This is a genomic window from Rhodococcus sp. IEGM 1354, assembly GCF_030056855.1.
Lineage (GTDB): Bacteria > Actinomycetota > Actinomycetes > Mycobacteriales > Mycobacteriaceae > Rhodococcoides.
Window position 1 is genome coordinate 133771 of record NZ_JASHKT010000002.1, and the last position, 13973, is coordinate 147743.

A 13973-nucleotide genomic window follows, 5' to 3' on the forward strand; every position below is an offset into this window, starting at 1 on the left:
CCACCCGATCGAATTGGAGATCAGCAGATGCTCGGAACGATTCTCTCGATCCTGCCCACCGCCGTCATCCCCTTCCGACGCAACGAAACGCTGCCCGACGAGCCGACCGTACTGACGTACGAACAGGTCGAAGAGCTCGGCCGCGAACTCGACGACCTGCGCGCCCGCACCGTCGCGAAGCTCGGCGACGAGGACCGCGAATACATCTACAAGATCATCAAGGCGCAGCGCGGGCTCGAGATCACCGGACGCGCACTGATGTACCTGCCTTTCGTCCCGCCGGCATGGCTTGCCGGTGTCGGCGCGCTCGGCGTCGCGAAGATCCTCGACAACATGGAGATCGGCCACAACGTCATGCACGGCCAGTACGACTGGATGCGTGAGCCGGGCCTCAACTCCGAGGTGTTCGAGTGGGACACCGTCTGCCCGGCAGACCAGTGGAAGCACTCGCACAACTACATGCACCACACCTTCACCAACATCGTCGGCATGGACCGCGACATCGGGTACGGCATCCTGCGGATGGATCAGGACCAGAAGTGGAACCCGTACTACCTCGGCAACCCCGTGTACGCATTCCTGCTCATGACGTTCTTCGAGTGGGGCGTCATGCTGCACGACCTCGAGACCGAGAACATCGTCGCCGGTAAGCGCAAGTGGCACGACGTCAAGCCGTTGCTGCAGGGCATGTGGCGCAAGGCGGGCAAGCAGGCGCTCAAGGATTACGTCATCTTCCCCGCTCTGACCGGGCCGTTCTTCGCCTCGACCGTGGTCGGCAACGTCGCTGCGAACCTGATTCGCAACGTGTGGACGTACTCGATCATCTTCTGCGGCCACTTCCCTACGGGGGTGCAGACCTTCAGCCAGGAAGAGACCGCCGACGAGAGCCGGGGCGAATGGTACGTCCGTCAGATGCTCGGATCGGCCAACATCGAGGGCTCGCCGCTGTTCCACATCATGTCCGGCAATCTCTCCCACCAGATCGAGCATCACTTGTTCCCGGATCTGCCCGCGCACCGGTACCCGCAGATCGCACCCGAGGTCAAGGCTCTGTGCCAGAAGTACGACCTGCCGTACAACACCGGCGGCTTCTTCCACCAGATCGGCACCGTGTGGGGCAAGATCTTCAAGCTCGCTCTGCCCAACTCGCTCACCGGATCGGCGGCCCCGGCCAGTGTTATCGTCGAGCGTAAGAAGACCGACGCAGCGTGACGACTTCGAAGGGGGCGGTCCTGGTGGTGGGAAGGTTCGAGCGCAACAAGGACACCGTGCAGGATTTCACCGAGTCTGCGGCGACACACGTCGGCAGAATCGTGGTGATCATCGCCGGAGCGGTCCGTGACGTCACTCGCGAGATCGGTGATCTGATCACCGATGGAATCGAAATGCGCGAGGCCGCGAAGAAGGCCGAGCGTGACGCGCCGCTGGGCACCGTGATCAACGGGGAGTTCGAGACCCGCGACCGGCACTGACTCACCGCACGATCGACGAAGCCGCCCGAGCACTGCTCGGGCGGCTTTCTCGTGTCGCGGGCGCAGATGGCTAGCGGCGGCGCAGTCTCCACAGCGATGTGGTCTCGCGCGACCTGGCCTCGTGCAGAACATCGGAGGCGTCGGTCGCTCGAGAATGCGATGGCACGGTGTCCATCCGGTCGACGACGGTCAGGCCGGCCTTGTCGATCGACGCGAGAAGGTCTGTGCGCGTGACCAATCCGAGCAACTCAGCGAGGTCGGACAACACCAACCAGGCCTCGCCGTCGGGCGTCAGATGCCCGCCGAGGCGGCTGAGGAACGATTTCAGCATGCGAGAACCGGGATCGTAGACGGCATGCTCGATCCCCGACGTCGGCTTGGTGGGGATCCACGGCGGGTTGCAGACGATCAATCCCGCGCGGCCGCTCGGGAAGATGTCGGTCTGCACCACCTCGACCCGATCGCTGTACCCGAGTGCGTCGAGATTGGCGCGGGCGCACGCGACCGATCGGGGGTCCTTGTCGGTCGCCACCACCGCAGGTACGCCCCGGCGCGCGAGTACCGCAGCCAGCACACCCGAGCCCGTCCCGATGTCGAAAGCCCGGCCCGTGGCAGGTAGCGGTGCGTCGGCGACGAGCTGGATGTACTCACCGCGGACAGGCGAGAACACTCCGTAGTGGGGATGAACGGACGCGTCCAGCGCCGGCACGAACACTCCCTTGCGGCGCCACTCGTGTGCGCCGATGATCCCGAGCAGTTCCCGTAGTGACAGGACGCAGGCCGAGGCATCGGGACCCAGTGCTTCTGCTACGGCCGATCGCACCTCCGGCGCTCGGCCGAGATCGAGCCGCAGATCCGAATCGAGTTGCACCAGAAGCATTCCCAATACCCGTGCGCGCCGCGCCTGGTACTGACGATGCAGGTGGAACCGCTCGGCGGGCGACGCGTTCTCGGGCTGTGTGGCCGGTGGTACCCGCCGCGTCATGGCCGACAGGAGCTGGCGCGCGTTGTTGTAATCGCCACGCCACAGCAGGGACTCGCCGATCGTCGCCAGCTTGTAGGCCACGTCCGCCGTCGTCGCGTCGTCGACGATCCGTATCACCCGCGGTGGCGGCGCACCGTTCTCCGACTGCCATCGCGCGGACCGTTCGATGCCGTCCTCGACCCACGTGACGCTCATGCTGCAGTGTGCGGGTACTCCGCACTGCGATGTTGGAAGGCAAGGATATTGGGGTTCACGATGACACCCTCCCTGATTTCGATGGAACGCTCGATGGTGGCGTCCTCATTCCACGCCGCGGGCCCGTCGAGAACCACGCGAAGGTAAGGCAGCAACGATTCGCTGATCTCCCACGTCGCCGAATTCCACAGATAGGACGGGCTGTGGTCGACGGCGTAATAGTGCACGTTGTCACCGACGGTGAACATCGGGTCGGCGAACGACGTGGGCCGAGCCCATTCGAATCCCATTCCCTCGTCACACGAGACGTCCACGACCAGGGTGCCCGGCGTCAATGTGGGCAGGTCCTCGTTCGTCAGGAACGTCAGTGGTGAGTTTGTATCCTGTAGAACGCAATTGACGATCACGTCGTGGTCGGACAGGAACTGCGAGAGTGGGATTCGACCGTCGGGAGTCAGCGCTCGGCTCTGGCGGGGATCGGCGTCGTCGAGATCGAAGTTGACGATGTTGGCCGAGTGGATCGGCGAACCCACCGCCGTGACCCCACGCTGAGTGAGGACATCGACGTCGTGAATCCCGTGTGCACTGAGCGCGGTGACCGCGCCGCGAGCCGTGGCCCCGAAACCGATAACGGCGGCCCGCAACCTGCGGCCGTAGTCCCCGGTGGAACCGATCAGCTGCAATGCGTGCAGCACCGAGCAGTACCCGGCCAATTCGTTGTTCTTGTGGAACACATGAAGATTGAACCAGCCGTCCTGCGTCCAGTGGTTCATGGCCTCGAAGGCGATCAGCGTGAGCTTGCGATCGACGGCGATCTGGGTGAGCCTTTCGTCCTGCACACAGTGCGGCCAACCCCAGAGCGTCTGGCCGGGTCGAAGAGACTCGAGATCTTCGGCCTGAGGCTTCGGCAGCAGAATCACGTCGCACCGAGCAATGAGCTCGGCGCGGGTGCCGATGCCCGCGACCTGCGTGGCCAGGTGCTCGTCGGAGATTCCGAACGGTTCGCCGTAGCCGGATTCGAGGAACATTCGGCTTCGAATGTCGGCGTCGATGCGATCGAAATGAAGAGGATGAATCGGTAGTCGACGCTCATCGGGCTTGCGCGAACGTGAGAGGACTCCGAGAGTGAGCTGATGCACGTGTAACCCTTCGTTACGCGAAGTCAACCACAGTAACGCGGGTCGGCCGGCGTCAGCGCTGGTCAGAGGGTGCCCCCGGCAGGATTCGAACCTGCGACCAAGGGATTAGAAGTCCCATACACGTATTCCTAACATAGGCGCTGGTTGAGCGTCAACCGTCAGGAAATAACCGCTGTACAGGCAACATCTACGGAGTCCTCGATAGAAACGGATCGGAACGGTTGGGAGCGGATCAGAATCGCCCTTGCCCCAGTTTTGCCCCAGTTTTTAGACAGTTTGCCCCACAAACGCCTACGATGAGTCCATGCCGTGGGCCGAGCAGCTTGAGTCTGGACGCTGGCGTGCCGTCTACCGGGACGGTGCTGGCCGAAAGAAGTCGGCCGGCACATTCCCCCGCAAGACCGACGCAGTATCCGCAGCGCACAAGGCCGCCTTGTCGAACCAACCGGCAAGTTCGGCAATGAAGTGGGGCGACTGGGAACCCCAGTGGCACGAAACTCGGACGGTGGAGAAGTCCACGAGAGTCACCGAGGAATCGAAACTACGGGTCCATGTGCGCCCACGGTGGGGCAATGTGCCGCTGGGGCAGATCACGCGTGACGATGTGCAGCGGTGGGTTGTCGAACTTGGCATACCGAAAGTCGATGGCGGTAAGGGTCTGTCGCCGTCGACTGTGCAGAAGCTCTATCGACTGTTGTCGGGTTCTTTGCGAGCAGCAGTGAACGCAGAGCTGATCGCGCGTAACCCGTGTTCCGATATTTCGTTGCCGAGGATTGGGCCTACGCCTGACAGGTTCCTTGAAGCGGATGAGGTCGAGGCTGTCCGCGCACCGCTTGATGCTGCCGACAGGTTCGTGATGGACGTGTTGGTTGGAACTGGCCTGCGTTGGGGTGAGGCTGTCGGGCTTCACTGGGAGCATGTGGACCTCGCTCGGACGGTTATCAGCGTGGAGTGGGCGTACAGCCGTGAGACGGGGGAGATGAAGCCGCCGAAGGATCACCAGCGGCGTTCGGTTCCTATCGGTGACGCACTTGCTGCCGAGCTGTCACGCAGGGTTGAAGATTCGGGTTGGGGTGTGCCAGCTCCGTTGCCTTACCGGGAGGGCCGGCGCGTCCGTTCGGGGTTGGTGTTGGCGCATTCGGATTCGCGCCCGCCGGATGGCTCTAATTTCTCGAAGCGCTTTGAAGCTGCGTGCCGTGTCGCTTGGGTCGGTAAGGGCAAGGCGCGCAGGACTGTGGGGCACGTTCGCGTTCACGATTTGAGGCACACGTATGCGAGCCGCCTATTGCGGGCGGGTGTGTCCTTGGAGCAGGTATCGAAGTTGCTTGGTCATGCGTCGTTGTTGACTACTCAGCGTTATGCGCATTTGGCGCAGGCTCAGTGGAACCAGGTTCGGGACGCGCTCAATTAGCGTGCAAGTGCGCGGTGTCAGTATTGACACTCACCGTCACTGCTGAACTGCAACAACGTGTTCGAGTGCAAAATTACGCAGTCAGCGGCCTTGCTTGCGCGTCCATGGAGCCGTAATCTCGCACTCCAGGTCGAACCTGTGTTCGATAAACGATCTAGGTCGTTACCCGACGACGCAAAAGTCGCAACTTCCGCTTCAAATTCTCGACCCTGGCGTTTGTCCGCGCTGGGGCAATTACGCACGTTAGGAAACGTGGTGCCCACAGACAGGCTAGAACAACTCCGTCAGCGCCCAATCCTCGCCCTGACCGGCGAAGATTTGAGAGACCTTGCCGAGCGCGGATACGTCTACGTAGGCGCGTTCGAACGGTGGATCAGGCGACCCGGCTACACCGATGGATGGATCGTGCGTCAGGCAATGGACGCAACGGCAGACGAATGGGACGGCATGCCAGTTCACGAGTGGTGCGTGCGCAACTACTGGCGGCTTGACCGTGACGACTTCCGCGTGCAGCTTGCCCGTCGTCAGCGGATCGCTGAGTTGGTGGCGTCCTGATGGCCGAAATCACTATCACACGAAAGACGGTGGTTCGGCCTGGACGCAGAACCGCCTACAAGTTCCACATTGCCCGATTACAGGACAGTGGCCGCTACGTGCGGCTTGACCTATCCCCTAAAGCTTTGCGCGCGCTGGCCGACCAGATTTACGACGCGCTCACTACTCACGAAGAGGAAACCCGCAACGATGCCGGAACCACGCAAGACGACTGAACGAATTTTCGAGGTCAAGCGCCACGGACTGCCACTACCGGGGGAATCGGGATACGTGAAGGTTTGGAACAACTTTCTGCGCTCCACCCTCTCGCCTAGGGGTGCCAAGATCGTGGGCTACCTGCTGTCCCAAACGGATGGATACAAGCCACAAAAGAAGCACATGGCCAGCACTATGGAGATGAACGGACGGACGGTGAACGGTGGGATTAATGATGCCGAGGCATCCGGCTACTTGGTCAAGCAGCCCGTGATTGGGCGCGGAGGCAAGGTAGTGAACACGGTCTATCACGTGTCACAAACAGTGTTCGCGGCAGCCGAGCGGGCCGCACTATCCGCACCCATCGTGGCAAACGTCGCGTCAACCGGAGTGCAGAATGTGCAGTCCGAAAGTGCAGAATGCGCAGTCAGCGGAGTGCAGAATGTGCAGTACATAGAAGAACAAGAGAAGACTAAAGAAGAACCCCCTACCCCCAGGACCGAAGAACCTATGCACGAACCTGCCCAAGGCGGTTGTGGACGAATAGACGAACTAAAGTCCCGACCCGTCACGACCCTCTCGAAAGATGAACTAGACGAACTAGCCGAGGCCGGTTGGAAGTACCTGCCGATGGTCGACAGGTGGGTGCGTAGGCCAGCCAGCGAACCCCGCCCGTTCGATGCATTGACGCAAGTTCCGAACTGGGTAGGGGCGGATATACGCGCCACAGCCGACCTCAAAAATGTCCCGACAATCGAAGTCGCCAGGAAAGCCCTCAGTGTAGAACGCGACCCTACCGTGAATCGTAAGGAAAGTGTTCTGCGGTCGTGGGTTGAGCGGGAGGCTGTGCGTCCCGCTCTGACCGCTGTCCGTCGAGGCGTCTATCAGGCCGACTGATGGCGGTTTGGCTGGATAGATACGACGCGGAACGGCTCACGAGTCGGAGTGGTCGCACGCTCCGAGATTGGTCGCGCTTGGGGTTGGTACGTACAGGCAAGCGTGGCGGTCGAATCGTCTACGAACGAGCCAGTTTGAGGGTCGCTCAGCGGGAGGCGGCGCGGCGGTACAGGGATCGTCCCGTTGTTGCCGGCCCCGGCAGGGGGCGTGTCGCTGGTGACCCGGTGAACGATCTGACGTTGTTCTGAACCCAAAACGTCACTGCCGCTCGGGTGGGTACTGTTGATGATGTGAGGTTGTTGAGCGTTCACCCCCCGTTCCCATGGGCGCTCCAACCTCACCTCTAACTTTTGCTCGAAAACCTCTGCCAACTTGGCAGCGCTTTATCTGCCGAGGAGGTGGAACAGATGGACTTAGTTCGTTGGGTCACGGAACGTGAAGCCGCCGAGCTGGTAAACCGTAGCCCGCGCACACTACGAGTGTGGCGGCAACGCGGACAAGTGAACGCATTCCGGCAGGTCGGTATTCGCGGTCTGATTCTGTACGAAAAGGACAGTGTTCGTGAATGCGCGGCGGCGCAGGCGATGAGGTTGCATCAGAGCCCTGGGCGACCACCTACTGAATAACAGAATGCCGATTGCAAGCCCTCAGTTAAACACTGGGGGCTTTTTTCATGCCCGAAAGAGGAACGTGTGACAACCACGCTAGAAAAGCCGCTCACAGACGAAATGCGAACCCACATCGAATCCATAGTCGACACGGCACCACCGCTCACCGAAGAACGACGCAGCCGAATCACTGCCCTCTTTCGCGCAGGAGCCGCCAAATGACAATCCGCCTCAAGCTGCTCGACTTGCAAACGCTGATCGAGGAAGCCGCCACCTTCACGTCTCCCGATGCGTCATTACCCATCTCCGGCGTTCTGTTCGAGCGCAGCGGTGACCACCTCATCGCGGTATCGACCGATCGGTTCCGGCTTTGCGTATCCCGAATCGAAGCCGAATTCGAGGGAGGACGCGAACACGCACCGTTCGTCCTCGCGAGCCCTGAACTGCAATCGCTGCGGGCAGCGGTCAAGGTCGCCCGCTCAGCGCTACGCACACTCCACGCACGCAAATCCGCTGTAGTCGAGCTGAGCGCAGTCGGAATCGGCCTGGTGGTCGAACTGCCCGCGTCAAGCTTCACCGCAGCAACAGCCATAGCAGACGACTGGCCCGACTGGCGCGCCCTGTTCCAGCGCTACACGTACGGCAACGTCCGAACGCACGCCAAAACTAATGCGTCCTATTTGGCCGACTTCCGCAAGCCCGCACGAGACAAGGCGAACGCAATGCTGATCGAGTTCGCGGACGCCAAAGACGGCCCAATGCGAATCACCATCGGAGACCATTTCGTTGGCCTGCTTATGCCAAACAATGAAGCTAGCGGTTTTCCGTTGACTATTCACGACGATTTGAGACTGCAATGAGAATTAGCGAGAAAGATTGGCAACGCGCCGTAGCGGCCGTGCACGCCGTTAAGCGCGGCGACCTGAAAGCCTACAACGGACAGGTGAACGCCTCTATCCGTGACGGCGGGTGGCTCAGATTCACCTACGCGCTAGCCGAACTCGGTGAGGCCAAAGAATGAGCCCCAGAGGCAGGTGGAGCATTGCCAGGACGCATCGAAATCCCGGCACGAGCACCAGCGGTAGACGCTTTGCAATCTTTCAAGGGTGCAACTGGACTAATGGTACCTACACTCCCGGCAAGCTTCGCCGTATGGCGGACGCAATGCAGGATGCGGTTGACGGCAATTACGGCCAGACCCATGAATGGGACGTGAGTCCAGGAAATGAAACTACGCGCATGGTCGACAACGGGCGACTGAATATCGCGGTTTCGGTCGCTGAGTTCGAGCGGCTTGTCGAATTGATCGACAATCTTTTAGAGGAATAGTGAATGAATTCTGAACGGTTCACCAATAAGCCTTTCCGGCCCCGCAAATACGGCGGCGCAATCATCGAAAACGGGCAACGGATTGCGTACCGGAGTCAAACCACCACCAGCGTCGGAACCGACGCACCCACCAACCCGAAGGACGAAAACAATGACCGACCTTACTGAACTCACCACCGCCGAGCTGGCCGAAAAGGTGACCGTTCTCGAATCCCGCCTCGAACTACTGCTGAGCTGCTACCAAGAGCTTGCCGAAGACCTCGATTCCAATGTCGAAGACGTGGACACGCTCACTGACCGCCTGGCCGCTGCGGCACACGTCCTGATCGGCGGTGGCGAAGTTGAGTGACCTGATCGAAACCGAGGTCGAGCCGGTGGTGACCGATCTTGACAAACAGCTCACCGAACCCGAGGTCAATCCCGAAATGGAGACGTTGCGGCGTGACCTCGAAGCGGCACAGCTCGAACTCGAAACCACGAAGAACACGCTGACTGCTACCGCGACCGAGCGGGATCGACTGTTGCTGTCTCAGCTCAAAGCCGAGGTAGCCCGTGAGAACGGGTTGCCTGCCGGGGTGCTGGCCGGCAATGACCGCGCCGAGCTAGAGGCCCACGCGGAGACGTTGAAGGAATGGCAGAAGGCGCAGCCGACGCGAACCGGACCCGCGCGCCAATCCCGAAGCGGACTCGCAGGCGGCTACATGCCGACGCTGAGCGGCAGGGAACGCGCCGCCCAAGCTCTCCGAAACTCCTGACACACGAAAGAACCACGATGACCGAATCAGAATCCACCAGCGCCCGCCTCGCAGCGGACTACGCACCGTACGTCGATATGGCTGGGGTGGCGGCACTCAAGGCATCCCACCTCGAAGCGATCCGCGATATCGAAGCCGATACACGTCTCAGCGAAGACGGTAAGAAGATCGAGCTTGCCAAGGCGTACCAGGAAAATCAGGCGGCTATGGACGGTTACCGGGCTAGGTTCGAGGCCGAGACCGACAAGGCCAGCGTGACTGCCGGCAGACGCCTGTTTGGTCCTACCTCAGGCGACTCCGCGTCGTTGCTGTCCCATCGTGACGCCCTGGACCGCGCGGAAAAGATCACCACCGAGGATGACGCCCGCGATCAGATCGACCGTGCCCGCTACTCCGGTGACGAATCAATGGTCCGAGCACTCACAATGCAAGCCCACCGCAAGGGGTGGGACTCAGTACTGGGCGAGGTTGAGAAGGCGGCACCGGGCACCAAGGCGAAGCTGGACGCCTACCGGGCAATCCCAGGCGGCAACAAGCTGACCGTGGCGACGGTGTTCAGGGTGAGCGTCCCGAGCCAGTTCCGTAGCGGCGCAGACGGTGCAACCGATACAGCAAGCTTGCGCATGTGGGCACGGAAGTGAGCGGCGACTGATGGCAACCAAACCAAAGCCGCAAGGGCTAGTAGAGGCCGCTGCATCAGGGGACACAGCGGCCACGTTGACGGCGCTGCGTGATCTCTTGGCACGAACCATCGTTGATACCGGGTCAGCACGCGAGCTTGCCTCACTCTCACGCCAATTCGTGCACGTGCTCGGGGAACTCGAAGTCCACAAGCCACCAGTGAAGACAGCGCCCACGGGGCTGGACCAGCTAGCCGACCGACGCAAAGCACGCGGCGACACAGGCCCACGAGTCCAGCCACGACGTGATGCACGAAACGCAGACAAATCGTCGTACCAACCGTAGGCAGAACCAGGGCTACGAACACGCCCTCAGATCGTCTCCAACTACACCCACACGCCGACCCACCCGCAAGGTCACGAGCCACCCAAACGGGGCTCAGCGTTGCGCTCAAGGGGTGGGGGGTGACCCCCTCTCGACCCTGCGGAAGCCCCTCAGGCTTTGCTTCCCGTATACCCCCGAGCACATTTCCTCCAACCGAATAACTCACGCGAAATGGGTTCTAGACATGGACCGTTGCTCGCCACGGGGCCACAGCACGAAGCAAGAGAAGGAGACGGATGGAAACGGTGACGCGCACGCACCGGGCGACTACCATTCGGGTGGAGCGCCGGGTCGAAACCGTCTGCGGGACTCATGGCGACCCGGCCCGGAAGGCCGTCGCTCAGGCGACAGCGAAAGGTTCGGCCTATCTGTGATGATCGACACATTTGAGGGGCTTGGAGCGACCGTCTTGTCGGGACCACATGCAAAGATTCGGAAATGACAACACTCCAACTAGTGCGGGCACAGCACTATGCGGTTGTCAAAAACCCGCAGGCTGACGCACCCGCGACATTTGCACGCGGTGCCACATTGCCAGTGCTGTTGGGTTCCCAAGACCTTGTAAAGATCGCAATCCTCCTTCGAGGCGTGTCGTTCATCCCTGCCCGTCTAAGCCTGGTCGACCGTACTTTCACTGCACTGGACAGTGATACATACGAAGAAGAGCAAGGCGTCCTACTTCGGCTAATTCGCAGAGCTGACGAGCTCGCGATTACCAACTATCTATGGAACGAGCTTAGTGGGTTTTACATCGCCGGGATTGACTTCATCAACGAGAACAACCCCATCATGCGTATTAGCGTTCGCCAAAAAGGCGTGCTCAACGCCTCAGACTATCAAACTGGAGAAAATTTCGCAAATATTTTAAACTCCGCGAGATTTAATGAGTGACAGTTCAGGCTCCGGTCACACGTTCGTCGGATGGTTGCTCGAAGCCGTAAAATTCTCTGTATCGGTTGCGATATACCTGCTGGGGGATGGTCTGTACTCGGCTGCAGTAGGAGAGGTGAAGCCGGGCGGGCTGCCCGGCGAGGTCATCTCAACACTTGCCATCGCACTCCTGTCTGGTCTCACCGCGGCGGTGATGCTTGAATTTACTGTCGGGCGGCCTCGAATTCTGGTTTCGTGGTCATTGGACTCGTGGGACAACCCCAGCAGGTGCCCTGTCATCGACTTTGTTTCGACGTCCGACCGCGGGATGAAGCTGGTAGTCGCTTGTCGCGGACGCTCGATTCTTGGATTTATTGTTCATCTAGTCGCGCGCGGGTCGGATGTTAAATGCAACATCGCGTTGTCACCCCCGAGTCGGGTGACATACACCGGGCAGGTTGTGTATCCCGAAGCGACAGTATCGAGCGATGGGGTGTTGTTCAGGCTGCCAGGGTTCCACAAGGGGCGGCAATATGGGTGTGAAATCTCGCTCGGCTGTACGGGCGCGTCGCGAGTTCCGATAGAACTTGACTGCCATATAGATGTGTCGTCACCCAATGCATGGCGCACCCTGGTATACCGTCTCATCAAGATCGAGTCTAACGTCGACGGTTTCACCGTGAGGAGCACCTAGTGGGCGTTCTGTCCAAAGGCCGCGTGCAGTTGACACCTGTACGCTTCAAGTCGTCACATTCTTTGGATGCCATCGCGGACGCCGCAGCTGCAGCCTCGTATCCTGAACCAGCCGAGGCTGGCGGCAAAGGGTGGGGCAGCACCAGGGACGAAGCCGACTACGTCGGGAATCAAGTACCCGCACGGTTGAAGGTCGCACACCCGTCGGTGCTCGAACCAACGAACTACCTTCCGCGCCGTCTGCGGCTCCGTTATTACTGGCACACGCTTGAACCCAAAGCGCTTAGGTTCGAATCCGGCCGGGACGATTGGCGTGTGTCGCACACCTTAAGCGCTGCGGATGTAATCCTTTTTGAGGCGGAAGAGGGCGAATCTTCCGCAACTGGATTGATAAGCATTCGGGATACAAAGATACTTAAGAGTCACGTTTTCGGGCCATTGGCTGATCTCATTCGAAATAGTAGCGGGATTGGTAGCATAGAGACTGACAGCCTGCCGGAAGCGCTCAATCCCGATTTTTTCAAGTGGCTATTACATAGGACCCAGGCGACACCGGATTTGGGTGGCGGATTGGGTGTATCATCAATGACTTCCCTCGACACGTCAGGCGATTCCGGTGGTACAAAGTTCACTGAAGAGACTGCGTTAGAGCGGATTGAATTAGCTGCTGCAGTTGCAATTGGTCGCCGTGAATTTGGCCCAGCGAAAGTGGCGGTAAGTCAGACTGGAATTGGTAATTATCTACTGCTTGACTTGTTTCGCGATGGTGGTTTTGCGATAAAGAAAGACAGTATGTACGACTCGCCACCAGACCTTCCGGACGAAGACGCTGGTTTTTGGCTCGCTGAGCATATTTGGTCCGTCGTGCTGCCAGCACTGCGAGCTGCGTACGCCTCGGATACCAAATGGGCGGCCGACGGTGCTAAGAATTTCGAGTCGCAAGCGATCGACATTATTTGTCAGATTCTAATCAAACTTGGGCGTACGACGCTGATGGCACCTCAGGCTCCCAGCAAATCCTGAATCTATTTTGGTCTGATTCGGACAGCCTTCATCTTCAAAGAGCGAAACGCGCGGAACTCGAAGCGAAGTCGCTGGGATCGGCACCATTACAGGGCAATCGTGACAGCTACATGCGGCAAAGGTCTACCTTGGCTGATGACCGCAGAGGCGACTAGCTTGTCAAACGCGTGCGTCAATCAGGTATGCAATGGGGATTGAAGGCAGCAAGCCCGCGTGACCCGTGGTCGTATTCCGAGGTTTAGTCCACCTGGCCGCGCCGACCTATGGCAACATCAGACCCGGTGGTCGGGAACCACGCAACCTAAAGCAGCAACCATGCGCAAGACCGCAACCGCCGTGCTCGCCGCCGCAACCGCGATACCACTCGCATTGTCGGTTGCAGCGCCGGCTTGGGCCGTAGCCGGCGGCACCACAGCCGTGTTCACCACTACCGTCAACGAGAACGGCAGCAATACGGTGACCGGCGTCTTCAAAGCCCCGGAAGGCGACCGCTTGATGGGGTGCGCGATGGGTGACTTTACATTTGGCACTGATTCAGGGATTCCACTGTACGACGACGACATTCTCTTCGGTTCTTCAACGCCTACTCTCACGCTAATTGACACGGACGTACCTGACGGTACCTACGTGATCGATTGGACCTGCTTCCAGGAGAACGGAATCTACGAGGGGTCGACGAACTACGACCCGGATGGCGTTGCGCCCACAATTCTCGTCGTGCCTGAGTCGGTGGAACCCGAACTGCCGGTCGAGCCGGGAACGCCGGAATCAGGCTGCACGGGCTCCGTTTGCTTACCTTCAGGATCGTTCGGCCTCTGACCTGCCCTCGGTTGAGGGTAGG

18 protein-coding genes and 1 tRNA gene are annotated in these 13973 nt (G+C 60.1%); 16 read left to right on the forward strand and 3 right to left on the reverse strand.

The window, feature by feature from the left end; translation table 11 throughout:
• Positions 1-27: 27 nt before the first annotated feature.
• A complete protein-coding gene (locus QM588_RS05070; protein ID WP_032368223.1) occupies positions 28-1212 on the forward strand; it encodes a fatty acid desaturase family protein in 1185 nt (394 codons plus the stop codon).
• Positions 1213-1235: 23 nt separating this feature from the next.
• Positions 1236-1472 (forward strand): hypothetical protein, encoded by a 237-nt coding sequence (locus QM588_RS05075; protein ID WP_027497606.1) that lies wholly within the window; start codon positions 1236-1238, stop codon positions 1470-1472.
• A 70-nt stretch (positions 1473-1542) separates the two neighbouring features.
• Here QM588_RS05075 and QM588_RS05080 read toward each other — a convergent pair whose 3' ends face one another.
• The 3 genes from QM588_RS05080 to QM588_RS05090 all read right to left on the reverse strand — a co-directional run bounded on the left by QM588_RS05080 (position 1543) and on the right by QM588_RS05090 (position 3973).
• Positions 1543-2652, reverse strand: a complete 1110-nt coding sequence (locus QM588_RS05080) for a methyltransferase (RefSeq protein WP_222089077.1) — start codon at positions 2650-2652, stop codon at positions 1543-1545.
• Positions 2649-3791, reverse strand: a complete 1143-nt coding sequence (locus tag QM588_RS05085) for a N(5)-(carboxyethyl)ornithine synthase (protein WP_283312003.1) — start codon at positions 3789-3791, stop codon at positions 2649-2651. The genes QM588_RS05080 and QM588_RS05085 overlap by 4 nt, the downstream gene beginning before the upstream one ends.
• A 70-nt stretch (positions 3792-3861) precedes the next feature.
• Positions 3862-3973: transfer RNA gene (locus QM588_RS05090), tRNA-Arg, on the reverse strand.
• 122 nt (positions 3974-4095) lie between these two features.
• Between QM588_RS05090 and QM588_RS05095 the strand changes: the two genes are divergently transcribed.
• The 14 genes from QM588_RS05095 (at position 4096) to QM588_RS05155 (ending at position 13951) form a co-directional block, all read left to right on the forward strand.
• Positions 4096-5202, forward strand: a complete 1107-nt coding sequence (locus QM588_RS05095; protein WP_283312005.1) for a tyrosine-type recombinase/integrase — start codon at positions 4096-4098, stop codon at positions 5200-5202.
• A gap of 255 nt (positions 5203-5457) precedes the next feature.
• Complete coding sequence (locus tag QM588_RS05100; RefSeq protein ID WP_283312007.1) at positions 5458-5757, forward strand: hypothetical protein; 300 nt, start codon at positions 5458-5460, stop codon at positions 5755-5757.
• Complete coding sequence (locus QM588_RS05105; RefSeq protein WP_283312008.1) at positions 5757-5972, forward strand: hypothetical protein; 216 nt, start codon at positions 5757-5759, stop codon at positions 5970-5972. The genes QM588_RS05100 and QM588_RS05105 overlap by 1 nt, the downstream gene beginning before the upstream one ends.
• The gene (locus QM588_RS05110; RefSeq protein ID WP_283312009.1) at positions 5947-6849 is read left to right on the forward strand and encodes a hypothetical protein; all 903 of its coding nucleotides are present in this window, start codon (positions 5947-5949) and stop codon (positions 6847-6849) included. The genes QM588_RS05105 and QM588_RS05110 overlap by 26 nt, the downstream gene beginning before the upstream one ends.
• A 407-nt stretch (positions 6850-7256) precedes the next feature.
• Positions 7257-7475 carry a helix-turn-helix domain-containing protein gene (locus tag QM588_RS25790; RefSeq protein ID WP_442972869.1) on the forward strand — a complete coding sequence of 73 codons (219 nt, stop codon included), beginning with the start codon at positions 7257-7259 and terminating at the stop codon, positions 7473-7475.
• A 200-nt stretch (positions 7476-7675) separates the two neighbouring features.
• Positions 7676-8317 (forward strand): hypothetical protein, encoded by a 642-nt coding sequence (locus tag QM588_RS05115; RefSeq protein WP_283312011.1) that lies wholly within the window; start codon positions 7676-7678, stop codon positions 8315-8317.
• Entirely contained in the window at positions 8314-8478 is a 165-nt protein-coding gene (locus QM588_RS05120; protein WP_283312012.1) for a hypothetical protein, read from the forward strand. The genes QM588_RS05115 and QM588_RS05120 overlap by 4 nt, the downstream gene beginning before the upstream one ends.
• Positions 8479-8609: 131 nt before the next feature.
• Complete coding sequence (locus tag QM588_RS05125) at positions 8610-8786, forward strand: hypothetical protein (RefSeq protein ID WP_283312014.1); 177 nt, start codon at positions 8610-8612, stop codon at positions 8784-8786.
• A 151-nt stretch (positions 8787-8937) separates the two neighbouring features.
• Entirely contained in the window at positions 8938-9135 is a 198-nt protein-coding gene (locus QM588_RS05130) for a hypothetical protein (protein WP_283312016.1), read from the forward strand.
• Positions 9128-9541: a hypothetical protein gene (locus QM588_RS05135; protein WP_283312017.1), complete on the forward strand. Its 414-nt coding sequence runs from the start codon at positions 9128-9130 to the stop codon at positions 9539-9541. The genes QM588_RS05130 and QM588_RS05135 overlap by 8 nt, the downstream gene beginning before the upstream one ends.
• A 17-nt stretch (positions 9542-9558) precedes the next feature.
• Complete coding sequence (locus tag QM588_RS05140; RefSeq protein ID WP_283312018.1) at positions 9559-10182, forward strand: hypothetical protein; 624 nt, start codon at positions 9559-9561, stop codon at positions 10180-10182.
• A gap of 802 nt (positions 10183-10984) precedes the next feature.
• A complete protein-coding gene (locus QM588_RS05145) occupies positions 10985-11437 on the forward strand; it encodes a hypothetical protein (protein ID WP_283312019.1) in 453 nt (150 codons plus the stop codon).
• Positions 11438-12109: 672 nt separating this feature from the next.
• Entirely contained in the window at positions 12110-13132 is a 1023-nt protein-coding gene (locus tag QM588_RS05150) for a hypothetical protein (RefSeq protein ID WP_283312021.1), read from the forward strand.
• A gap of 315 nt (positions 13133-13447) precedes the next feature.
• Positions 13448-13951 carry a hypothetical protein gene (locus tag QM588_RS05155; protein ID WP_283312022.1) on the forward strand — a complete coding sequence of 168 codons (504 nt, stop codon included), beginning with the start codon at positions 13448-13450 and terminating at the stop codon, positions 13949-13951.
• The last annotated feature ends 22 nt before the right edge of the window (positions 13952-13973 follow it).

What these genes read in the sequence shown, in the direction of transcription:
- QM588_RS05115 (WP_283312011.1), top strand. Translation starts at nt 7,676, where the DNA reads ATGACAATCCGCCTCAAGCTGCTCGACTTGCAAACGCTGATCGAGGAA.
- QM588_RS05130 (WP_283312016.1), top strand. Translation starts at nt 8,938, where the DNA reads ATGACCGACCTTACTGAACTCACCACCGCCGAGCTGGCCGAAAAGGTG.
- QM588_RS05140 (WP_283312018.1), top strand. Translation starts at nt 9,559, where the DNA reads ATGACCGAATCAGAATCCACCAGCGCCCGCCTCGCAGCGGACTACGCA.
- QM588_RS05155 (WP_283312022.1), top strand. Translation starts at nt 13,448, where the DNA reads ATGCGCAAGACCGCAACCGCCGTGCTCGCCGCCGCAACCGCGATACCA.
- QM588_RS05110 (WP_283312009.1), top strand. Translation starts at nt 5,947, where the DNA reads ATGCCGGAACCACGCAAGACGACTGAACGAATTTTCGAGGTCAAGCGC.
- QM588_RS05125 (WP_283312014.1), top strand. Translation starts at nt 8,610, where the DNA reads ATGGCGGACGCAATGCAGGATGCGGTTGACGGCAATTACGGCCAGACC.
- QM588_RS05080 (WP_222089077.1), bottom strand. Translation starts at nt 2,652, where the DNA reads ATGAGCGTCACGTGGGTCGAGGACGGCATCGAACGGTCCGCGCGATGG.
- QM588_RS05145 (WP_283312019.1), top strand. Translation starts at nt 10,985, where the DNA reads ATGACAACACTCCAACTAGTGCGGGCACAGCACTATGCGGTTGTCAAA.
- QM588_RS05120 (WP_283312012.1), top strand. Translation starts at nt 8,314, where the DNA reads ATGAGAATTAGCGAGAAAGATTGGCAACGCGCCGTAGCGGCCGTGCAC.
- QM588_RS25790 (WP_442972869.1), top strand. Translation starts at nt 7,257, where the DNA reads ATGGACTTAGTTCGTTGGGTCACGGAACGTGAAGCCGCCGAGCTGGTA.
- QM588_RS05070 (WP_032368223.1), top strand. Translation starts at nt 28, where the DNA reads ATGCTCGGAACGATTCTCTCGATCCTGCCCACCGCCGTCATCCCCTTC.
- QM588_RS05095 (WP_283312005.1), top strand. Translation starts at nt 4,096, where the DNA reads ATGCCGTGGGCCGAGCAGCTTGAGTCTGGACGCTGGCGTGCCGTCTAC.
- QM588_RS05105 (WP_283312008.1), top strand. Translation starts at nt 5,757, where the DNA reads ATGGCCGAAATCACTATCACACGAAAGACGGTGGTTCGGCCTGGACGC.